Origin of the sequence: Rhizobium ruizarguesonis, from assembly GCF_012349115.1 — a bacterium.
In the GTDB taxonomy this organism is placed as follows: domain Bacteria; phylum Pseudomonadota; class Alphaproteobacteria; order Rhizobiales; family Rhizobiaceae; genus Rhizobium; species Rhizobium ruizarguesonis.
Map to the genome: position 1 here is coordinate 13,043 of NZ_PQIG01000110.1, position 12,818 is coordinate 25,860.

At 60.7% G+C, this 12,818-nt stretch carries 12 protein-coding genes; 1 reads left to right on the top strand and 11 read right to left on the bottom strand.

Annotated features, from left to right (window positions below; translation table 11 throughout):
- Nucleotides 1-8 precede the first annotated feature (8 nt).
- Entirely contained in the window at nt 9-836 is an 828-nt protein-coding gene (locus tag C3Y91_RS29585; protein WP_050566532.1) for a carbohydrate ABC transporter permease, read from the top strand.
- Nucleotides 837-1,075: 239 nt separating this feature from the next.
- Here C3Y91_RS29585 and C3Y91_RS29590 read toward each other — a convergent pair whose 3' ends face one another.
- The 11 genes from C3Y91_RS29590 to C3Y91_RS29640 form a co-directional block, all read right to left on the bottom strand.
- A complete protein-coding gene (locus C3Y91_RS29590) occupies nt 1,076-1,699 on the bottom strand; it encodes a nucleotidyltransferase family protein (protein WP_131589423.1) in 624 nt (207 codons plus the stop codon).
- Nucleotides 1,700-1,822: 123 nt separating this feature from the next.
- Nucleotides 1,823-2,551: an XdhC family protein gene (locus tag C3Y91_RS29595; RefSeq protein WP_168576124.1), complete on the bottom strand. Its 729-nt coding sequence runs from the start codon at nt 2,549-2,551 to the stop codon at nt 1,823-1,825.
- Nucleotides 2,551-2,880, bottom strand: a complete 330-nt coding sequence (locus C3Y91_RS29600) for an XdhC family protein (RefSeq protein WP_018068311.1) — start codon at nt 2,878-2,880, stop codon at nt 2,551-2,553. Before C3Y91_RS29600 ends, C3Y91_RS29595 begins: the two co-directional genes overlap by 1 nt.
- Before the next feature lie 16 nt (nt 2,881-2,896).
- A complete protein-coding gene (locus tag C3Y91_RS29605) occupies nt 2,897-5,239 on the bottom strand; it encodes a glycoside hydrolase family 3 C-terminal domain-containing protein (protein WP_168576125.1) in 2,343 nt (780 codons plus the stop codon).
- Between the two features lie 33 nt (nt 5,240-5,272).
- Entirely contained in the window at nt 5,273-5,752 is a 480-nt protein-coding gene (locus C3Y91_RS29610) for a MarR family winged helix-turn-helix transcriptional regulator (RefSeq protein WP_018068309.1), read from the bottom strand.
- A gap of 55 nt (nt 5,753-5,807) precedes the next feature.
- Nucleotides 5,808-6,407, bottom strand: coding sequence for a cysteine hydrolase family protein (locus C3Y91_RS29615; RefSeq protein ID WP_130666412.1), 600 nt, complete (start codon nt 6,405-6,407; stop codon nt 5,808-5,810).
- Entirely contained in the window at nt 6,407-7,456 is a 1,050-nt protein-coding gene (locus C3Y91_RS29620; RefSeq protein WP_027688568.1) for an ABC transporter ATP-binding protein, read from the bottom strand. The genes C3Y91_RS29615 and C3Y91_RS29620 overlap by 1 nt, the downstream gene beginning before the upstream one ends.
- Complete coding sequence (locus tag C3Y91_RS29625) at nt 7,443-8,222, bottom strand: ABC transporter permease (RefSeq protein WP_003554934.1); 780 nt, start codon at nt 8,220-8,222, stop codon at nt 7,443-7,445. The genes C3Y91_RS29620 and C3Y91_RS29625 overlap by 14 nt, the downstream gene beginning before the upstream one ends.
- 10 nt (nt 8,223-8,232) lie before the next feature.
- Nucleotides 8,233-9,147, bottom strand: coding sequence for an ABC transporter permease (locus C3Y91_RS29630; RefSeq protein WP_018068306.1), 915 nt, complete (start codon nt 9,145-9,147; stop codon nt 8,233-8,235).
- Nucleotides 9,137-10,213, bottom strand: coding sequence for an ABC transporter substrate-binding protein (locus C3Y91_RS29635; RefSeq protein ID WP_130666410.1), 1,077 nt, complete (start codon nt 10,211-10,213; stop codon nt 9,137-9,139). Before C3Y91_RS29635 ends, C3Y91_RS29630 begins: the two co-directional genes overlap by 11 nt.
- A 363-nt stretch (nt 10,214-10,576) precedes the next feature.
- Nucleotides 10,577-12,814, bottom strand: a complete 2,238-nt coding sequence (locus tag C3Y91_RS29640) for an MGH1-like glycoside hydrolase domain-containing protein (RefSeq protein WP_168576126.1) — start codon at nt 12,812-12,814, stop codon at nt 10,577-10,579.
- Nucleotides 12,815-12,818 lie beyond the last annotated feature (4 nt).

Sequence of the window (12,818 nt, forward strand, 5' to 3'; positions counted from 1 at the left end):
GCGGTAGCATTGCCGCAAGCAGTCGGAGTAGCCGCGCGCTGACCGCACTGACTGTGCTCGGGGCGCTGATCTGGTTCTTCCCGCTCTACTGGGCGATCGTGACTTCGCTCAAATCCGACACTGAGGTGGCGAGCCCGGCATCCGGGTTCTTGCCTAAAGAACCGACGATCGAGCCCTATCTCTACGTGATCGAGCGCTCCAGTATCGTGCAATGGTATATCAATTCGGTCGGCACATCGACGATCATTGCGTTGGTGGTGCTGGCAGCCAGCGTCTGCTGTGCCTATGCCTTGAGCCAAATTCAGTTTCCCGGCCGCCGCCTGATCTACGGCGCACTGATTGCCTCGGTGATGGTCCCCGCGGAGGCGCTTATCATCAACCATTTCGTGCTGATGAACTCATTCGGGCTGATCAATAGCTGGGGCGGCATCATCATGCCGCAACTCGTCGTGCCATCGGTCATTATCATCCTCAAACAGTTCTTCGACCAGATCCCGAAGGAATTCCGCGAGGCGGCGATGCTCGACAATGCGGGCCATTTGCGAACGCTATGGAAGATCTATGTGCCGATGAATTGGGGCGTGATCATCGCGCTTGGTATCACGACCTTTATCGCGGCATGGAACAATTTCCTATGGCCGTTCCTGGTCGCGACTTCGGACGCCACGATCACCATTCCCGTCGGCATCACCCAGGTGAAGGACGTTTTCGGCGTGCGCTTTGCCAAGGACATGGCTGCGGCGGTATTGGCAGGCCTTCCCGTCGCCATACTCTACCTCCTCTTCCAGAAGCAGATCACGCGCGCCATCATGCTCTCCGCCGGGATAAAGGGATAATCGCTCGAAAGATCAAGAATGGATCGCGGGCTTTGAGGGAATGACTCTTCAGCGATCCGAGCCATCATCCGCGATGTGTCCTTGGTAGCCGCCGTCCGCAATAAAGGCAATTCGTCGGCGAGCAAAGGCTTCTACCCGTCCCAGACGGGGTTCGATGAGCTGTTCAGAAGCAGGCTGGCTGCAATGAGCGTAGGCGTCCAAACGCCGTGAGAACCCGCTGGGTCGAGCGGCGGCATCGCTTAGCAGTCCTCAACAGGAATGCCACCGGCAGCGACGATCGCCTCGGCGGTATCGACATCGGTTAGCGCCGCGGTTCCTATCTCGACCTCAATGACCTGCAGCCCCGATGTTCTGATCAGGTCGCGGGCACCGATATCGCCCCTCAAGCGGAGAACGCTGTCGTGAAGGGACCGTGGCAAGATTACCGGGTTGCCTCGCATACCCTCAGAAGCGGCGCAAACGATTGCGGCGCCGTCCGCGACTTGGAACGCGTCAATCAGTTGATTCAGATTGTCCGTGGAAATGCCTGGCATATCGGCAAGCAAAATCAGAACACCATCGGCGCCGTCGGCTACAGCAGCGGCAAATCCGGCCGCCAGTGAACTCGACATGCCCGCTCGGTAGTCTGGATTGACAATAATATGCACGGGCAGGCCGGTGAGAACGTCGCGGATATTGTCCTGCCGATGGCCGAGGACGACGATGATGGAAAGGGCGGCACTGGCGTTGGCGACCAAAGCCGAGCGACGCACGAGCGGCATTCCGTCAAACATGGCCAACAGCTTGTGCCCGCCATTCGAGCCCATGCGCGTTGCCAAGCCAGCCGCCAGTACGACGATTGATACATTCGGCTTTGCTCCCATCTCTTTCCTTCCCACCAACGCCGCAGCGTCCTCCGTCGACAAGCTCCCGGTTGCGAGGTCGCGAACGTGCAGCGGCTTTTACCTCGGCAGCAATGCGTTTTCGAAACAACGCCTTGCAGCAGCTTAGCGTCTGGGCAAGCTATTTTCCATCTGCGTCATCGTCGGAGGGTGAGCCTCTCCGTAGGTGCGAAGCGCTTTGATGACCTGAGCAAGGATCGCTACGGAGATCTCAGCTGGATTGGATGCGCCGATGTCGAGCCCGATCGGCGCGTGGATCGTTGAAAGCGCATCGGCACCGAAGCCGTATGCGGCAAGGCGGCCCCTCCGCGCTGCGTGGGTCTTTCGGCTGCCGAGCGCGCCGATATAGAAGCAGCCGGTGCGCAATGCCTCGGCCAGGGGAAAATCATCGATCTTGGGATCGTGGGTGAGTGCGACTAAGGCGGTATAGCGGTCGAGTGGATCCGCCATCAATGCATCGACGGGCCAATCGGTGCACATCTGCACATCGGGAAAGCGATCACGCGTCGCAAAGGCTGTGCGCGGATCGATGATGCGCACATCGAAGCCGGCCAACCTTGCCATCGGCGTCAGATACTGGCTGATATGGACGGCGCCGATGACGGCGATGCGCGGGGCAGGTATGTAGACATTGAGGAAGCCGCTGGCATCTATCGTGTCGAAAGCCATCGAGCGGCCAGACCGAAAGGCGCCTTCGACGAGCGCGGCAAATGGCGGCTCGACTGGATCCCCTTCCAGGAAGACATGCTCTTCTCCCCGAAAATCTGTCAGCAGCACGACGGCGAGACGTTTCCGGCGCGCGGCGTTTAAACGCTGCAGGCTGTCGCGGCGCATCAGCCGAGCCTCTCGACAAAGACACGGATGCGCCCGCCGCACGACAGCCCGGCGCGCCAGGCGGTCTCGTCCGCAACGCCAAATTCCAGCATCTGCGCCTTGCCGGCGGCAATCACTTCGGCAGCGGCGGTAACCACCGCACCCTCGACGCAGCCACCGGAAACCGAACCCTCGAAGTTGCCATCACCATCGACCACCAGATGACTCCCAACCGGACGCGGCGCCGAACCCCACGTCTCGATCACCGTCGCAATCGCAACAGCTCGGCCCGCTTCCATCCAAAGCTCGGCCGTCAGCAGCGGGTCGGTCAGGTTCGTCTGGATGGTCATTCCCGCGGGCCTCAATCTAGTGTTGGTTCAGTTCTGAAAAGACTTCGGCAATATCCGCCTCTTTGACGCTGTCTCCGACATACCAGCTCAAAGTGTCGTAGAAGCCGAGAAAGGAGCCCTTTGTCTTGGCAAGAAGGACCATGGCTTCGGCAGCGGAGATCGAAAGCCTGCTGACGAAGAAACGAACGAGAGCGGGCTCGGTGTTCGGGTGGGCAAATACAAGCGCTGTCGGAGAGTTGGCCGAAATCGTCGGCAGGGCCGGAGCCTCCGACCTGCATGGCAAGGTGATCGACAAGCGGATGTCTCTGGAGGATGCAGCCGCTTCGATGACAAAAGCCTCGGCATCGAGAACCCAAGCCGAACGCGACGTGTCGAAATACTGGAAATCGCGCTGCGCCAGCCCAAGCGTTACCGTCTTCGCTTCTCCTGGCGCCAGATGAAGCTTGGTGAAGGACTTAAGCTCACGGAGGGGTCGTTTGAGACCCGGCTTAATCGGCCGGACATAGAGTTGCACGATTTCCTTGCCGGCAACCGTACCTGTGTTGCGGATGGTAAGGGCGGCGGTGCAGCCGGCGCCGGGCGTGATCTCCTGCGTATCGAGCCTGAGATCCTCATAGGCGAACGTGGTGTAGCTGAGCCCATGTCCGAACGGAAAGGCTGGCGTCATCGCCTTCAGATCGTAGAACCGGTAACCGACGAAAATGCCCTCGCTGTAGACATGCCGGCCATGCTCGCCCGGATAGGTGTGCCAGCCCGGAATATCCTGCATGCGAACCGGCATGCTGGCGGAGAGCTTGCCGCACGGGTTCTGCTCGCCAAACAGGATGCGGGCCAGTGCTTCGCCACCGCCCTGCCCGGCATAGAAACTGGCCAGGACGGCGTCGACATCCCCGATCCATGGCATCTCGACCGTGTCTGGCATCGAGAGCACGACGACGAGCTTGCGACCTGTCGCCGCCAACGCCGTGATGAGCGCATCGTGGCTGGCAGCGAGTTTCAGGGTGTCGCGGTCGTTGCCCTCGCCGTGCCGGCTCTTCTCGTTTTCCGCAAATACGACAACGACATCGGCACGCTCCGCGGCTTCGACGATCACCTCGATCGACGCCGTCACGTCGGGCTGCGCGACCGGCGAGAAGGGCAGATGCCGGACTTTCAGGCTGTCTCCTGCCCGCGCAGCGATCCGAACGAACGGACTGTCGACGCGATAGGGATTGGTAGTCGCCGAACCGGAGCCCTGGATTACAGGGGTGACGGCGCCGTCGCCGACAATGAGAAGCTCACCCGCCCGGTCGGGATCGAGCGGCAGCGCCTGGTCTTGGTTGCGCAGCAGCACGATCGATTCCGCCGCGATGTCGCGCGCCAGCGCATGATGCGCCTCGAGACCCGCCGGCGTGCCGCGCCGCTCGCCCAACTTGCACTTGCGCACCAACGCCAGAACTCTCGCGCAGGCGGCATCGACCACCTCGGGCGCCACGTCGCCGGCGTTGATCGATGCATGGAGACGCGCCTTGCGGGGCTTGCTTTCCGGCATGTCGAGTTCGGTGCCGGCATCGAGTGCTGCGCCACGATCCTTGATCGCATGCCAATCGGACACGACAAGCCCGTCAAAGCCCCATTCCTCGCGCAGCACCGTGCGCAGCAGCCAATGATGTTCGGCGGCCTGGATGCCATTCAGCGGATTATAAGCGCTCATCACGGTCCACGGCGCGCTCTTTTCGATGGCCCGCTCGAAGCCTGCCAAGTATATTTCGCGCAGGGCGCGCTCATCGACATCGGAACTGGTCGTGGTTCGCTCGATTTCGGAATTATTGCAGGCGAAATGCTTGAGCGACGCCCCGACGCCGTTATCCTGCAATCCGCAGATGACGGCTGATGCCATGTCGCCGCTAATGACAGGATCCTCGGAATAATACTCGTAGGCCCGACCGGCCAGCGGCGTGCGCCTTATGTTGATGCCGGGGCCCAAAAGCAGATGAACCCCGAAATCCTGGCACTCCGCCGCCAGCGCAGCGCCCATGCGATAGGCAAGATCAATATCCCAGGAACAGCCCAGCAGATTGCCGTTGGGAAAGCACGTGGCTGGACGGGTGGCACCGAACATGCCGCCCGATCCGTCGCCCTGTTGCCCGACGAGATCGAGGAACGCCTGCAGACTGTCTTCGTCGTTGTCGCCGGCGTCGATCTGGGTGGTCGAATAGCGCACCCCATAGGCCCCATCGGTCATGACGATGGAAGGAACACCGAGCCTTTTGATCGATGCCGTCTTCCACAGGCCACGCCCGCTCAGGAGTTCGATCTTTTCGGTCACCGTCATCTGATCGACAAGCGTTCGAATGTCGGCGTCGCTCGGCTGGAACATGATTGGTCTCCGGTACTGCGGATCAGGCGTGTGTCAACAGATCTTCTGAAGGAGTTCCATCAGCATCATCCGCTCGGCAAGCGTCAGCGTGCTCAGCGTTTCCTGCGAGATCTGCAGCGCGACCGACAGGTTGCGGGCGACTGTCACCTCGCCTTCCGGCGTCAGCGTCAGCACCAGCCGGCGCGCGTCGGTCGCGTCGGGGGCGGTGTGAACGAGGCCACGCTTCACCAGTCGATCGACGACGCCCTTGATCGTCGCCATATCCATGGCGGTCTCGCGGCCGAGATTGCCCTGCGAACAGGGCTGCAGGTCCTTCAGCCTGACCAGCGCCGCCCACTGGGTGGTGGTCAGCTTTTCCGCCATCAGGCTCGCAAAGATCGCCACGTGCCGCTGGTTGGCCTGGCGCAGGTAGAAGCCGATCTGCTCGCCAAGTGTATACTGGGCCTGCTGGCCCTGCGCCTCGGTCGCTGCGGTCTTTTGTCGGCCGTCTTTTTCTTTGAACGGAACGTCCATCGGATCTCTCAAATCTGCCTGTTCCTCGTGATGACCGGCAATGGCGCTGCCGAATTCACTCTCGCCATAAATTCAGAATGGCTTCTGTCGTCAGGATTTCAATCTGCTCCGAAAGCCTTGGCGCCAGGATCTCGATGACCATGGCATGTGCCTTCATGTCGCCGCTTGCCACCGCATCCTTGGCCAGAATGACCCGGTAGCCGGCGTCGACCGCATCAAGAACGCTGGCGTAGACGCAGACGTCGGTCTCGACGCCAGAGAAAATCAGCGTGTCGGTTGCCGATCCTTGCAAACGCGCAGTAAACCCGAGCGAGCCAAAGACCGAGTAGGTCTCCTTGTCGACGATGGAGCCTGGAGCGGCGATCGCTGTAAGCGGCGCCACCAGATCCAGCATGGCGACATCGAGCTCATCCAGCGTCACCGATGGCCAGCGACGATAGTAGGTCTTCCAGCGACCGGTAGCATCTTCGGCACTTTGGGGCACCATGAAGCGAGCAAAGACAGTCTCAGCGGGCCGCGCTTTGCTGAGCGCCACCACATTGGGAAGGATGCCTTCGATCGCTGGCGTATACCACGCCGTTTGCTCAGCGAAGAGGCGTTGCATGTCGATGACGACATGCAACGCATTCCTGGAGAGTGGCGCGGGTGCCATCATCAGTCGGCCACCGGGACGGTGTGTTCCGCGGCCCAGGTCAGGGTGATGGTGTCGCCATCACTCAGGACCTTGCCATCACGGTTCTGTGCAAACAGCTTCAGCGGCAGACCGTCTGCGGTTTCCAGCAGATAGGACAGCACGGGACCTGCATAGATGACGGTGGTAATGCGTGCGGTCAGGCCGTTGCCATCCGTCGGACCCGATGCGATCGACATCTTCTCCGGTCGCACGGCGAGCGTGACATTCGAACCGCTCGCGGGCAACGTGCCGGTGGTCTGAACTACCGTCCCATCGGCGAGACGCACAGCGCCGTTCTCCACGGTGCCTGTGAGGAAGTTGGAGTCGCCGAGGAATTCGGCGGCAAAGCGCGTCAGCGGTCGCTCATAGACGGTTTCCGGCTCGCCGATCTGGACGATGCGGCCCTTGTCGAGGATCGCTACCTTATCGGACAGCGTCAGCGCCTCTTCCTGGTCGTGGGTGACGAAGATCGTCGTCAGGCCGCTTTCGCGCTGGATGCGCAACAGTTCGACCTGCATTTCCTGGCGCAGGCGCCGATCGAGCGCCGACAGCGGCTCGTCGAGGAGCAGCACGCTCGGCTTGATGACCATGGCGCGGGCAAGCGCAACGCGCTGCTGCTGGCCCCCGGACAACTGCTTGGGCATGCGATCGGCAAAGCCAGGCAGATGCACCATTTCCAGCGCACGGTCGACTTCCTTGCGAGCGGCGGCGCCCTTGATGCCCCGGCGTTCGAGACCGAAGGCGACGTTCTGGGCAATCGTCATATGCGGAAACAGCGCGTAAGACTGGAACATCATGCCGATGTTACGGCCCCAGACCGGAATGTCGGTGACATCATTGTTGCCGATTGTGACGACGCCCTGGTCGGGCTTGATAAAGCCCGCGATGATGCGAAGCAGTGTGGTCTTGCCGGAGCCGGATGGGCCGAGAAGGCTGGTGAAAGAGCCTTCAGGGAACTCGGTGGTGATATCGGACAGGACCGGTGTGGTGCCGTAGGTCTTGGCAACGGAATTGACTTTAACGTTTGTCACTTGTGTCTCCGGGCTTGGCGAAGCGCGCAAAAATCAGGATGATCGTCATCGAGCCGAGCAGAAGCACGGTGGAGATCGCGTTGATTTCAGGGGTGAAGCCCTTGCGGATCGAGGAGTAGATCTGCACCGGCAGGGTGGTGTATCCGGGCGTTGCGAGGAAGTAGGAAATCACGAACTGGTCGAGCGACACGGCGAAGGCGAAGAGCGCGGCGCCAAGGATGCTCGGATAAAGCAGCGGTAGCGTCACCGAGAAGAAGGCGTGAACCGGTGTCGAACCAAGGCTCATCGCGGCTTCTTCAAGGTCGGCGCGGATTGTCTTGAAGCCCGTGCCGACGACCAGAACAACGTAGGGGATGGCGAGCGCCACGTGGCCGATCAACAGGGCGTGCATGCCGCGCCCGATACCGGTCCAGTAAAAGAAGATCAGCATGGCCGTGCCGGTGATCAGCCAGGGAATGGCAATCGGCGGCAGCAGCATCAGTTGCAGGAGACTTCTGCCGCGAAAGGTCCGGCGCGACAGCGCAACGGAAGCCATGGTACCCAAAGCCGTCGCCAGAACCGCGGTGATACTCGCGATCACCAGGCTGTTCAGGCCCGCCGTCAGAAGGATGCTGTTGTCCCAGAGCGCGTCGTACCATTGCAGCGAGAAATGGAACGGCAGTTCGTAAAGTGGCGAAGCGTTGAACCCCATCGCCATCATCACGAGAATGGGCGTGTAGAGGAAGATGAGGATGGCGATGAGATAGATTGGACCGAGCGTTTTCATGATCCCTTCCTCAAGCGACCGTTCCGCGGCGCAGGACACCGGAGAAGGTTGCGAAAATTGCGAGCACGACAGCCAGCAGCGTAAAGGACAAGGATGCGCCCAAGGGCCAGTTGAAGGCCTGGGTGAACTGATCCTCGATCACCGTTCCCATGGTCACGCCGACACGACCGCCCAGAATGCGCGGTTCCATGAAGGAACCGATGACCGGAATGAAGATCAAAACGGCGCCGGAGATCAGCCCGGGGGCCGCAAGCGGCATCAAAATCTTGAACAGGATGGTCCACCAGCGTGCGCCGAGGCTTGAAGCGGCCTCAATGATCGCGTCGTCGATGGCCACCAGCGCTATGTAGCAGGTCAGGATCATGTACGGCAGGTAGCCGTGAACAAGACCAACCACCACGGCATAGCGCGTGTAGAGAAAGCCGATGGAACCCGCGTCCGGAGCAATCATATGCAGCAGACTGTCGAGAAAGCCGTTTTCGCGCAGCACCATGGTCCACGAAAAGACGCGCACAAGACCGTTGGTCCAGAATGGCAGGAGAATGAGGATCAACAACATCTCTCGCGTCTTGCCGAAGGTCGAGCGGACCAGTGCCACGGCCGCCAGGAAACCAAGCACCGCGCAGAACAGCGTCGTCCAGAAGCCGATCAGCAGCGACGTGATGCCGATCCCGACCAGATAGGGTTGATCGATGAACGCGCGGTACTGCTTCAGCGTAAAGATGATCGGGGCCTTGCCCATCGGTGTCGCCGACATGAAGCTAAACACGAACATGGTCAGCAGCGGCAGAAAGACGGCAAGTGTCAGCCAACCATAGGTCGGCAGCAGCAACGCCGTCGTCGAAACCCATGGCGGGAGTGGGCGCCGGCTGCGCGGACCCGAAGGTCCGCGCTCTGACGCTGATGTCAGACGATCATTCTGCATAGAAGGCTTTCACTTCCTGCCAGATATTGTTGAAGGCTTCGCGCCGGTCGTCGGGAATGCCCGAGACAAAGGACGTCGTCTTCAAATATTCGGTCTTGTGGACCAGGCGGGTGAGATCGTCGGCAGGAAGTGCTGAAAGGGCTGCCGAATTTGAAGAAGCAGGGGCCCCGATCTTGGTTGCCCATTCGACATAGAATGTCGGATCGATCATCCAGTTGACGAACGCAAGAGCACCTTCTGGATTCGGAGCCGATGTCGGAACACCGAGACCATCGACCCAACCGACGCCGCCTTCCTTAGGCACTACGAACTGAACCGGAAGTTTAGAAACGCGCTTGGATCGCACCGAGCCGCCCGACCAGAACAGCGACAGGTCGAATTCCTTGGCGGCGAACGACTTGTTCCACTGATCTTCCGTCGACCACAGCAACTTGACGTTCGGCTTGATCGATTTCAGCGCGGCCGTAACAGCAGCCAGATCCTTGGGATCGTTGATGTCCTGCCCGCTCATCAGCGCGCCAACGCCGACATTGATGATGGCGTCGTCGTCCATGGCAACACGGCCCTTATAGGCCGGGTCGGCGAGCACCGCGTAACTGTCGGGAACGGTCATGCCTTCACGGATGGCAAGCGAGGTCATGCCCCAGACCCACGGAACGGCATAACCCTTGCCGTCCTTGCTGAAGTTCGGGTTGGCGCGCAGGGTCTCGTCGACTGTTGACGCGTTTGGAACCTTGCTGAAATCGATCGGCTGCAGCAGGTCTTCGGCAACCGCCTGGGCGCAACGCGCAGCGTTGAGGATAACAAGATCATAGGCGCCCGGATTCGTGCGCATCTTGGTCAGCATTTCCGATTCCGAGCTGTAGTAGTCATGGACGACTGTGATGCCCGTCTTTTCGGTGAAAGCCTTCAGCGACCAGGCTTCGTCGGTTCCGTAGCCCTGCCAGTTGAGGACCGTGATGGATCCGGCCGAAAGGGCTTTGCGCGGCAAGGTGGAGATGCTGACGCCAGCAATCAGTGCTGCGGACATCAACTTCATTGTGTTGCGTCTGGTGAGTTCAGTCATTGTGGCACCCCTCTTGAAGATACACAGTTATGGACCATCATGACCCGCGGTCATCGACCTCAACGGATCGGCTAGCTTGAAAACAAACGACGTGCCAAAGCGCGCTTAATCGTTTGTATACATACTAAAAGCAGATGAGCGTTGTCCGTGGGCGCTGACGTCTCGGCGAAATGAAGCGCGCGCTGCGACGCAGCGGCACACCACTTTGTAAGAAAAGCACATCACTTAATTGAGCGGCCGGCATGAATCCACGGATCTCCTGCAAGCTGTTCGTTCAACCCTCTGACTTTAGCATCAGTCTTTTATTTTATATGTACACAAACTATCGGTGAGGAATCGAGACCTGTCAAGCACTGCCTTGCTTTAGTGAGCGCTTGACGATGTAAAATAGACGTCCAGCCGGCGATCCTCTGCGTGTCCAGCAATCATGACGCGTATTCCGTCGCCGCCCGACACATAGTTGATGTCCTGCCCGTTGATACGGGCGGCAAGAACATCGCCCAATGCCAAGCCTGGCAACTCGATGTAACCAGCCTCGGAGACCGGAGCAATCGTGCAGGCCACCCGCCCGTTGGCAAAGACGATGCGCGACAGCGTGGTGCGCAGATCCGTCTTCAGCGCTGCGTGACCGTTCAACGTCATCACCAGGGTTCCGGATTTGACGACCAGCTCGAGCGTTCCCGACGGCGAGACCATAGGTCCGAGCACCACATCCCGGCCGGCATGGCGCATCGTCCATCCGGTCCACGGATCGAAGTCAACGATCTCACTGGCAGCCATCAGCGGCAACATGGCGGCCCAGATGTAGAACGGATCGGTATCGCCCTGATCCATTGCCTCGCCGGTCACCGCGTTGTAATTTTCAGCGGCGATGCGATCGTAACGCCAGTTCTTCATGAACAGGTCGTAGCTCTGGCTTGCCAGCTTGCTCGCCTCCGCCACGAAACCGTAGCGCCGCAGGCCAAGCCAGACCATATAGTTGACGTTCGGCCAGATGCGCCCGCGCCAGTAGACGTTGTCGGTGAAGGCCGGATCGTCTCGCGTTGCGTTCGGCAGCACGAAATCGCCGCCAAAGGTCGTCTCATCGCTCAGATGCTCGAGCAGACGTGCCGCCTGCGCCGGCGTCGCGGCGCCGCACAGCAGCGGGTAGAAGCTGGTCGGCGACAGCGAGCACACGAAACCGCCGCGCCGCTGGCGATTGGCGAAGATGCCGCGGCTCTCGTCCCAGAGCGTCTGCGAGATCAGCGTCCGCTGACGTTCGGCCAAGGCGGCGAATTCGCGGGCATCGTCATGCTTGCCGAGCACGGCGGCCATTTTCGAAAGCATTTCGGCGTCGAGAGCGGCCGCGCAGTTGACGCCGAGATCGAAGGTCGACAGCGTCCGGGTGACGGGATCGTAGACGGCCTCGTCATGGGTCGCGGAATTGTCCATGCCGGTTTCATTGCGCGCGGCAAAGGCCGTCCCCTTGTAGAGGCCCTCGCCCACGTCGGAGGTTCCGCAGGACAAAAGGCCGGTACCATCAGGATCACGGTTGTCCTGCCACCAGCGCCGATTGCGTACCAGCGCCTCGTAACTTGCCTGAATTATCGATCGTTCGCCCGTCCGCTGGTAGAGCTGCCAGACGACCAACGCGCCGAACGGCAGCTGGGTGCGATCGACCCAGGCATCGTTGGACGTGACGATGCAGGCGATATTGCCCTGCGGGGTCGCGCCGGCCATCGCGGTCGCCATGTTCTCGCGCGCCAGATCGGCGTCGAACACGCCCGCAAGAAGGGCAGCGAAAATCTGGTCGTTGAACCAGACGGCGAATTTCCCGAGGTTCCAGATCCGGGTGACCGCCGTGTAGGAACGCGCGTTGATTTCGTCCCAGATGGTGTTCCAGGCGACGACGTCACGCATCGCGTCGAGTGCGCCCTCGAACACGCCGGTCTGCGCATCGGCGATCGCAGCTGGCGCGCCGGCGGCAAGGCAGGCCTGCGCCTTGGAGATCGCCAGTTCGGCACTATCGGCGACGCCTGCGGCATAGGCCCCCTGGCGCATCATCTCAAGATTGAAGCGCAAGCCTATGACCGGCGCTTCGTTCTTGCGGGTCGCCGTATAGAAGTAGCCGTTTTCCTCGAAATCCGCGCGCAAGGCGTCGATCGTCTCGTGGCCAGTCACATGCACCGGCACCTCGGTGGTCGCGACCGCCACGAACCGTGTACCGATCTTCAAGAGCGTGACGTTTCGTCCTGCGTCATGGACCGCCACCTCACCTCCATCAGAAGAGATCGCCAGCGTCAGCCAGAAACGCAGCCCCCATTCGGCTGACACCTTGCCGTCCCAGCTGCCGCGAATGGCGAAAGGGTCGGTCTTCGTCGTCGAGAAGGCTACGGTCGTGCCGCTGTGATCTGTCTCCAGCTCGATCAGCGAGCCGTCGATCGTATGGCGTCCCAGCCGAACGGTATCGCGGCGCGGCTCGATGGCGGAGGTTGTCTTGCTGCGGGTCGAATAAAGGATCGGCGTAATCCGCACGCCGAGCGGCAGGAAGACCATTTCGGCCGGCCGGTTGGACCAGCTATTCCAGGCACGCATCAGGGGGATCGTCGAATGTTGTGGCATGGCT

Excerpts from the sequence above, each read along its gene's own strand:
- C3Y91_RS29605 (WP_168576125.1), bottom strand. The coding sequence starts at position 5,239 with ATGTTCCAGCCGAGCGACGCCGACATTCGAACGCTTGTCGATCAGATG.
- C3Y91_RS29640 (WP_168576126.1), bottom strand. The coding sequence starts at position 12,814 with ATGCCACAACATTCGACGATCCCCCTGATGCGTGCCTGGAATAGCTGG.
- C3Y91_RS29625 (WP_003554934.1), bottom strand. The coding sequence starts at position 8,222 with ATGAAAACGCTCGGTCCAATCTATCTCATCGCCATCCTCATCTTCCTC.
- C3Y91_RS29600 (WP_018068311.1), bottom strand. The coding sequence starts at position 2,880 with ATGACCATCCAGACGAACCTGACCGACCCGCTGCTGACGGCCGAGCTT.
- C3Y91_RS29635 (WP_130666410.1), bottom strand. The coding sequence starts at position 10,213 with ATGACTGAACTCACCAGACGCAACACAATGAAGTTGATGTCCGCAGCA.
- C3Y91_RS29630 (WP_018068306.1), bottom strand. The coding sequence starts at position 9,147 with ATGCAGAATGATCGTCTGACATCAGCGTCAGAGCGCGGACCTTCGGGT.
- C3Y91_RS29610 (WP_018068309.1), bottom strand. The coding sequence starts at position 5,752 with ATGGACGTTCCGTTCAAAGAAAAAGACGGCCGACAAAAGACCGCAGCG.
- C3Y91_RS29615 (WP_130666412.1), bottom strand. The coding sequence starts at position 6,407 with ATGATGGCACCCGCGCCACTCTCCAGGAATGCGTTGCATGTCGTCATC.
- C3Y91_RS29590 (WP_131589423.1), bottom strand. The coding sequence starts at position 1,699 with ATGGGAGCAAAGCCGAATGTATCAATCGTCGTACTGGCGGCTGGCTTG.
- C3Y91_RS29595 (WP_168576124.1), bottom strand. The coding sequence starts at position 2,551 with ATGCGCCGCGACAGCCTGCAGCGTTTAAACGCCGCGCGCCGGAAACGT.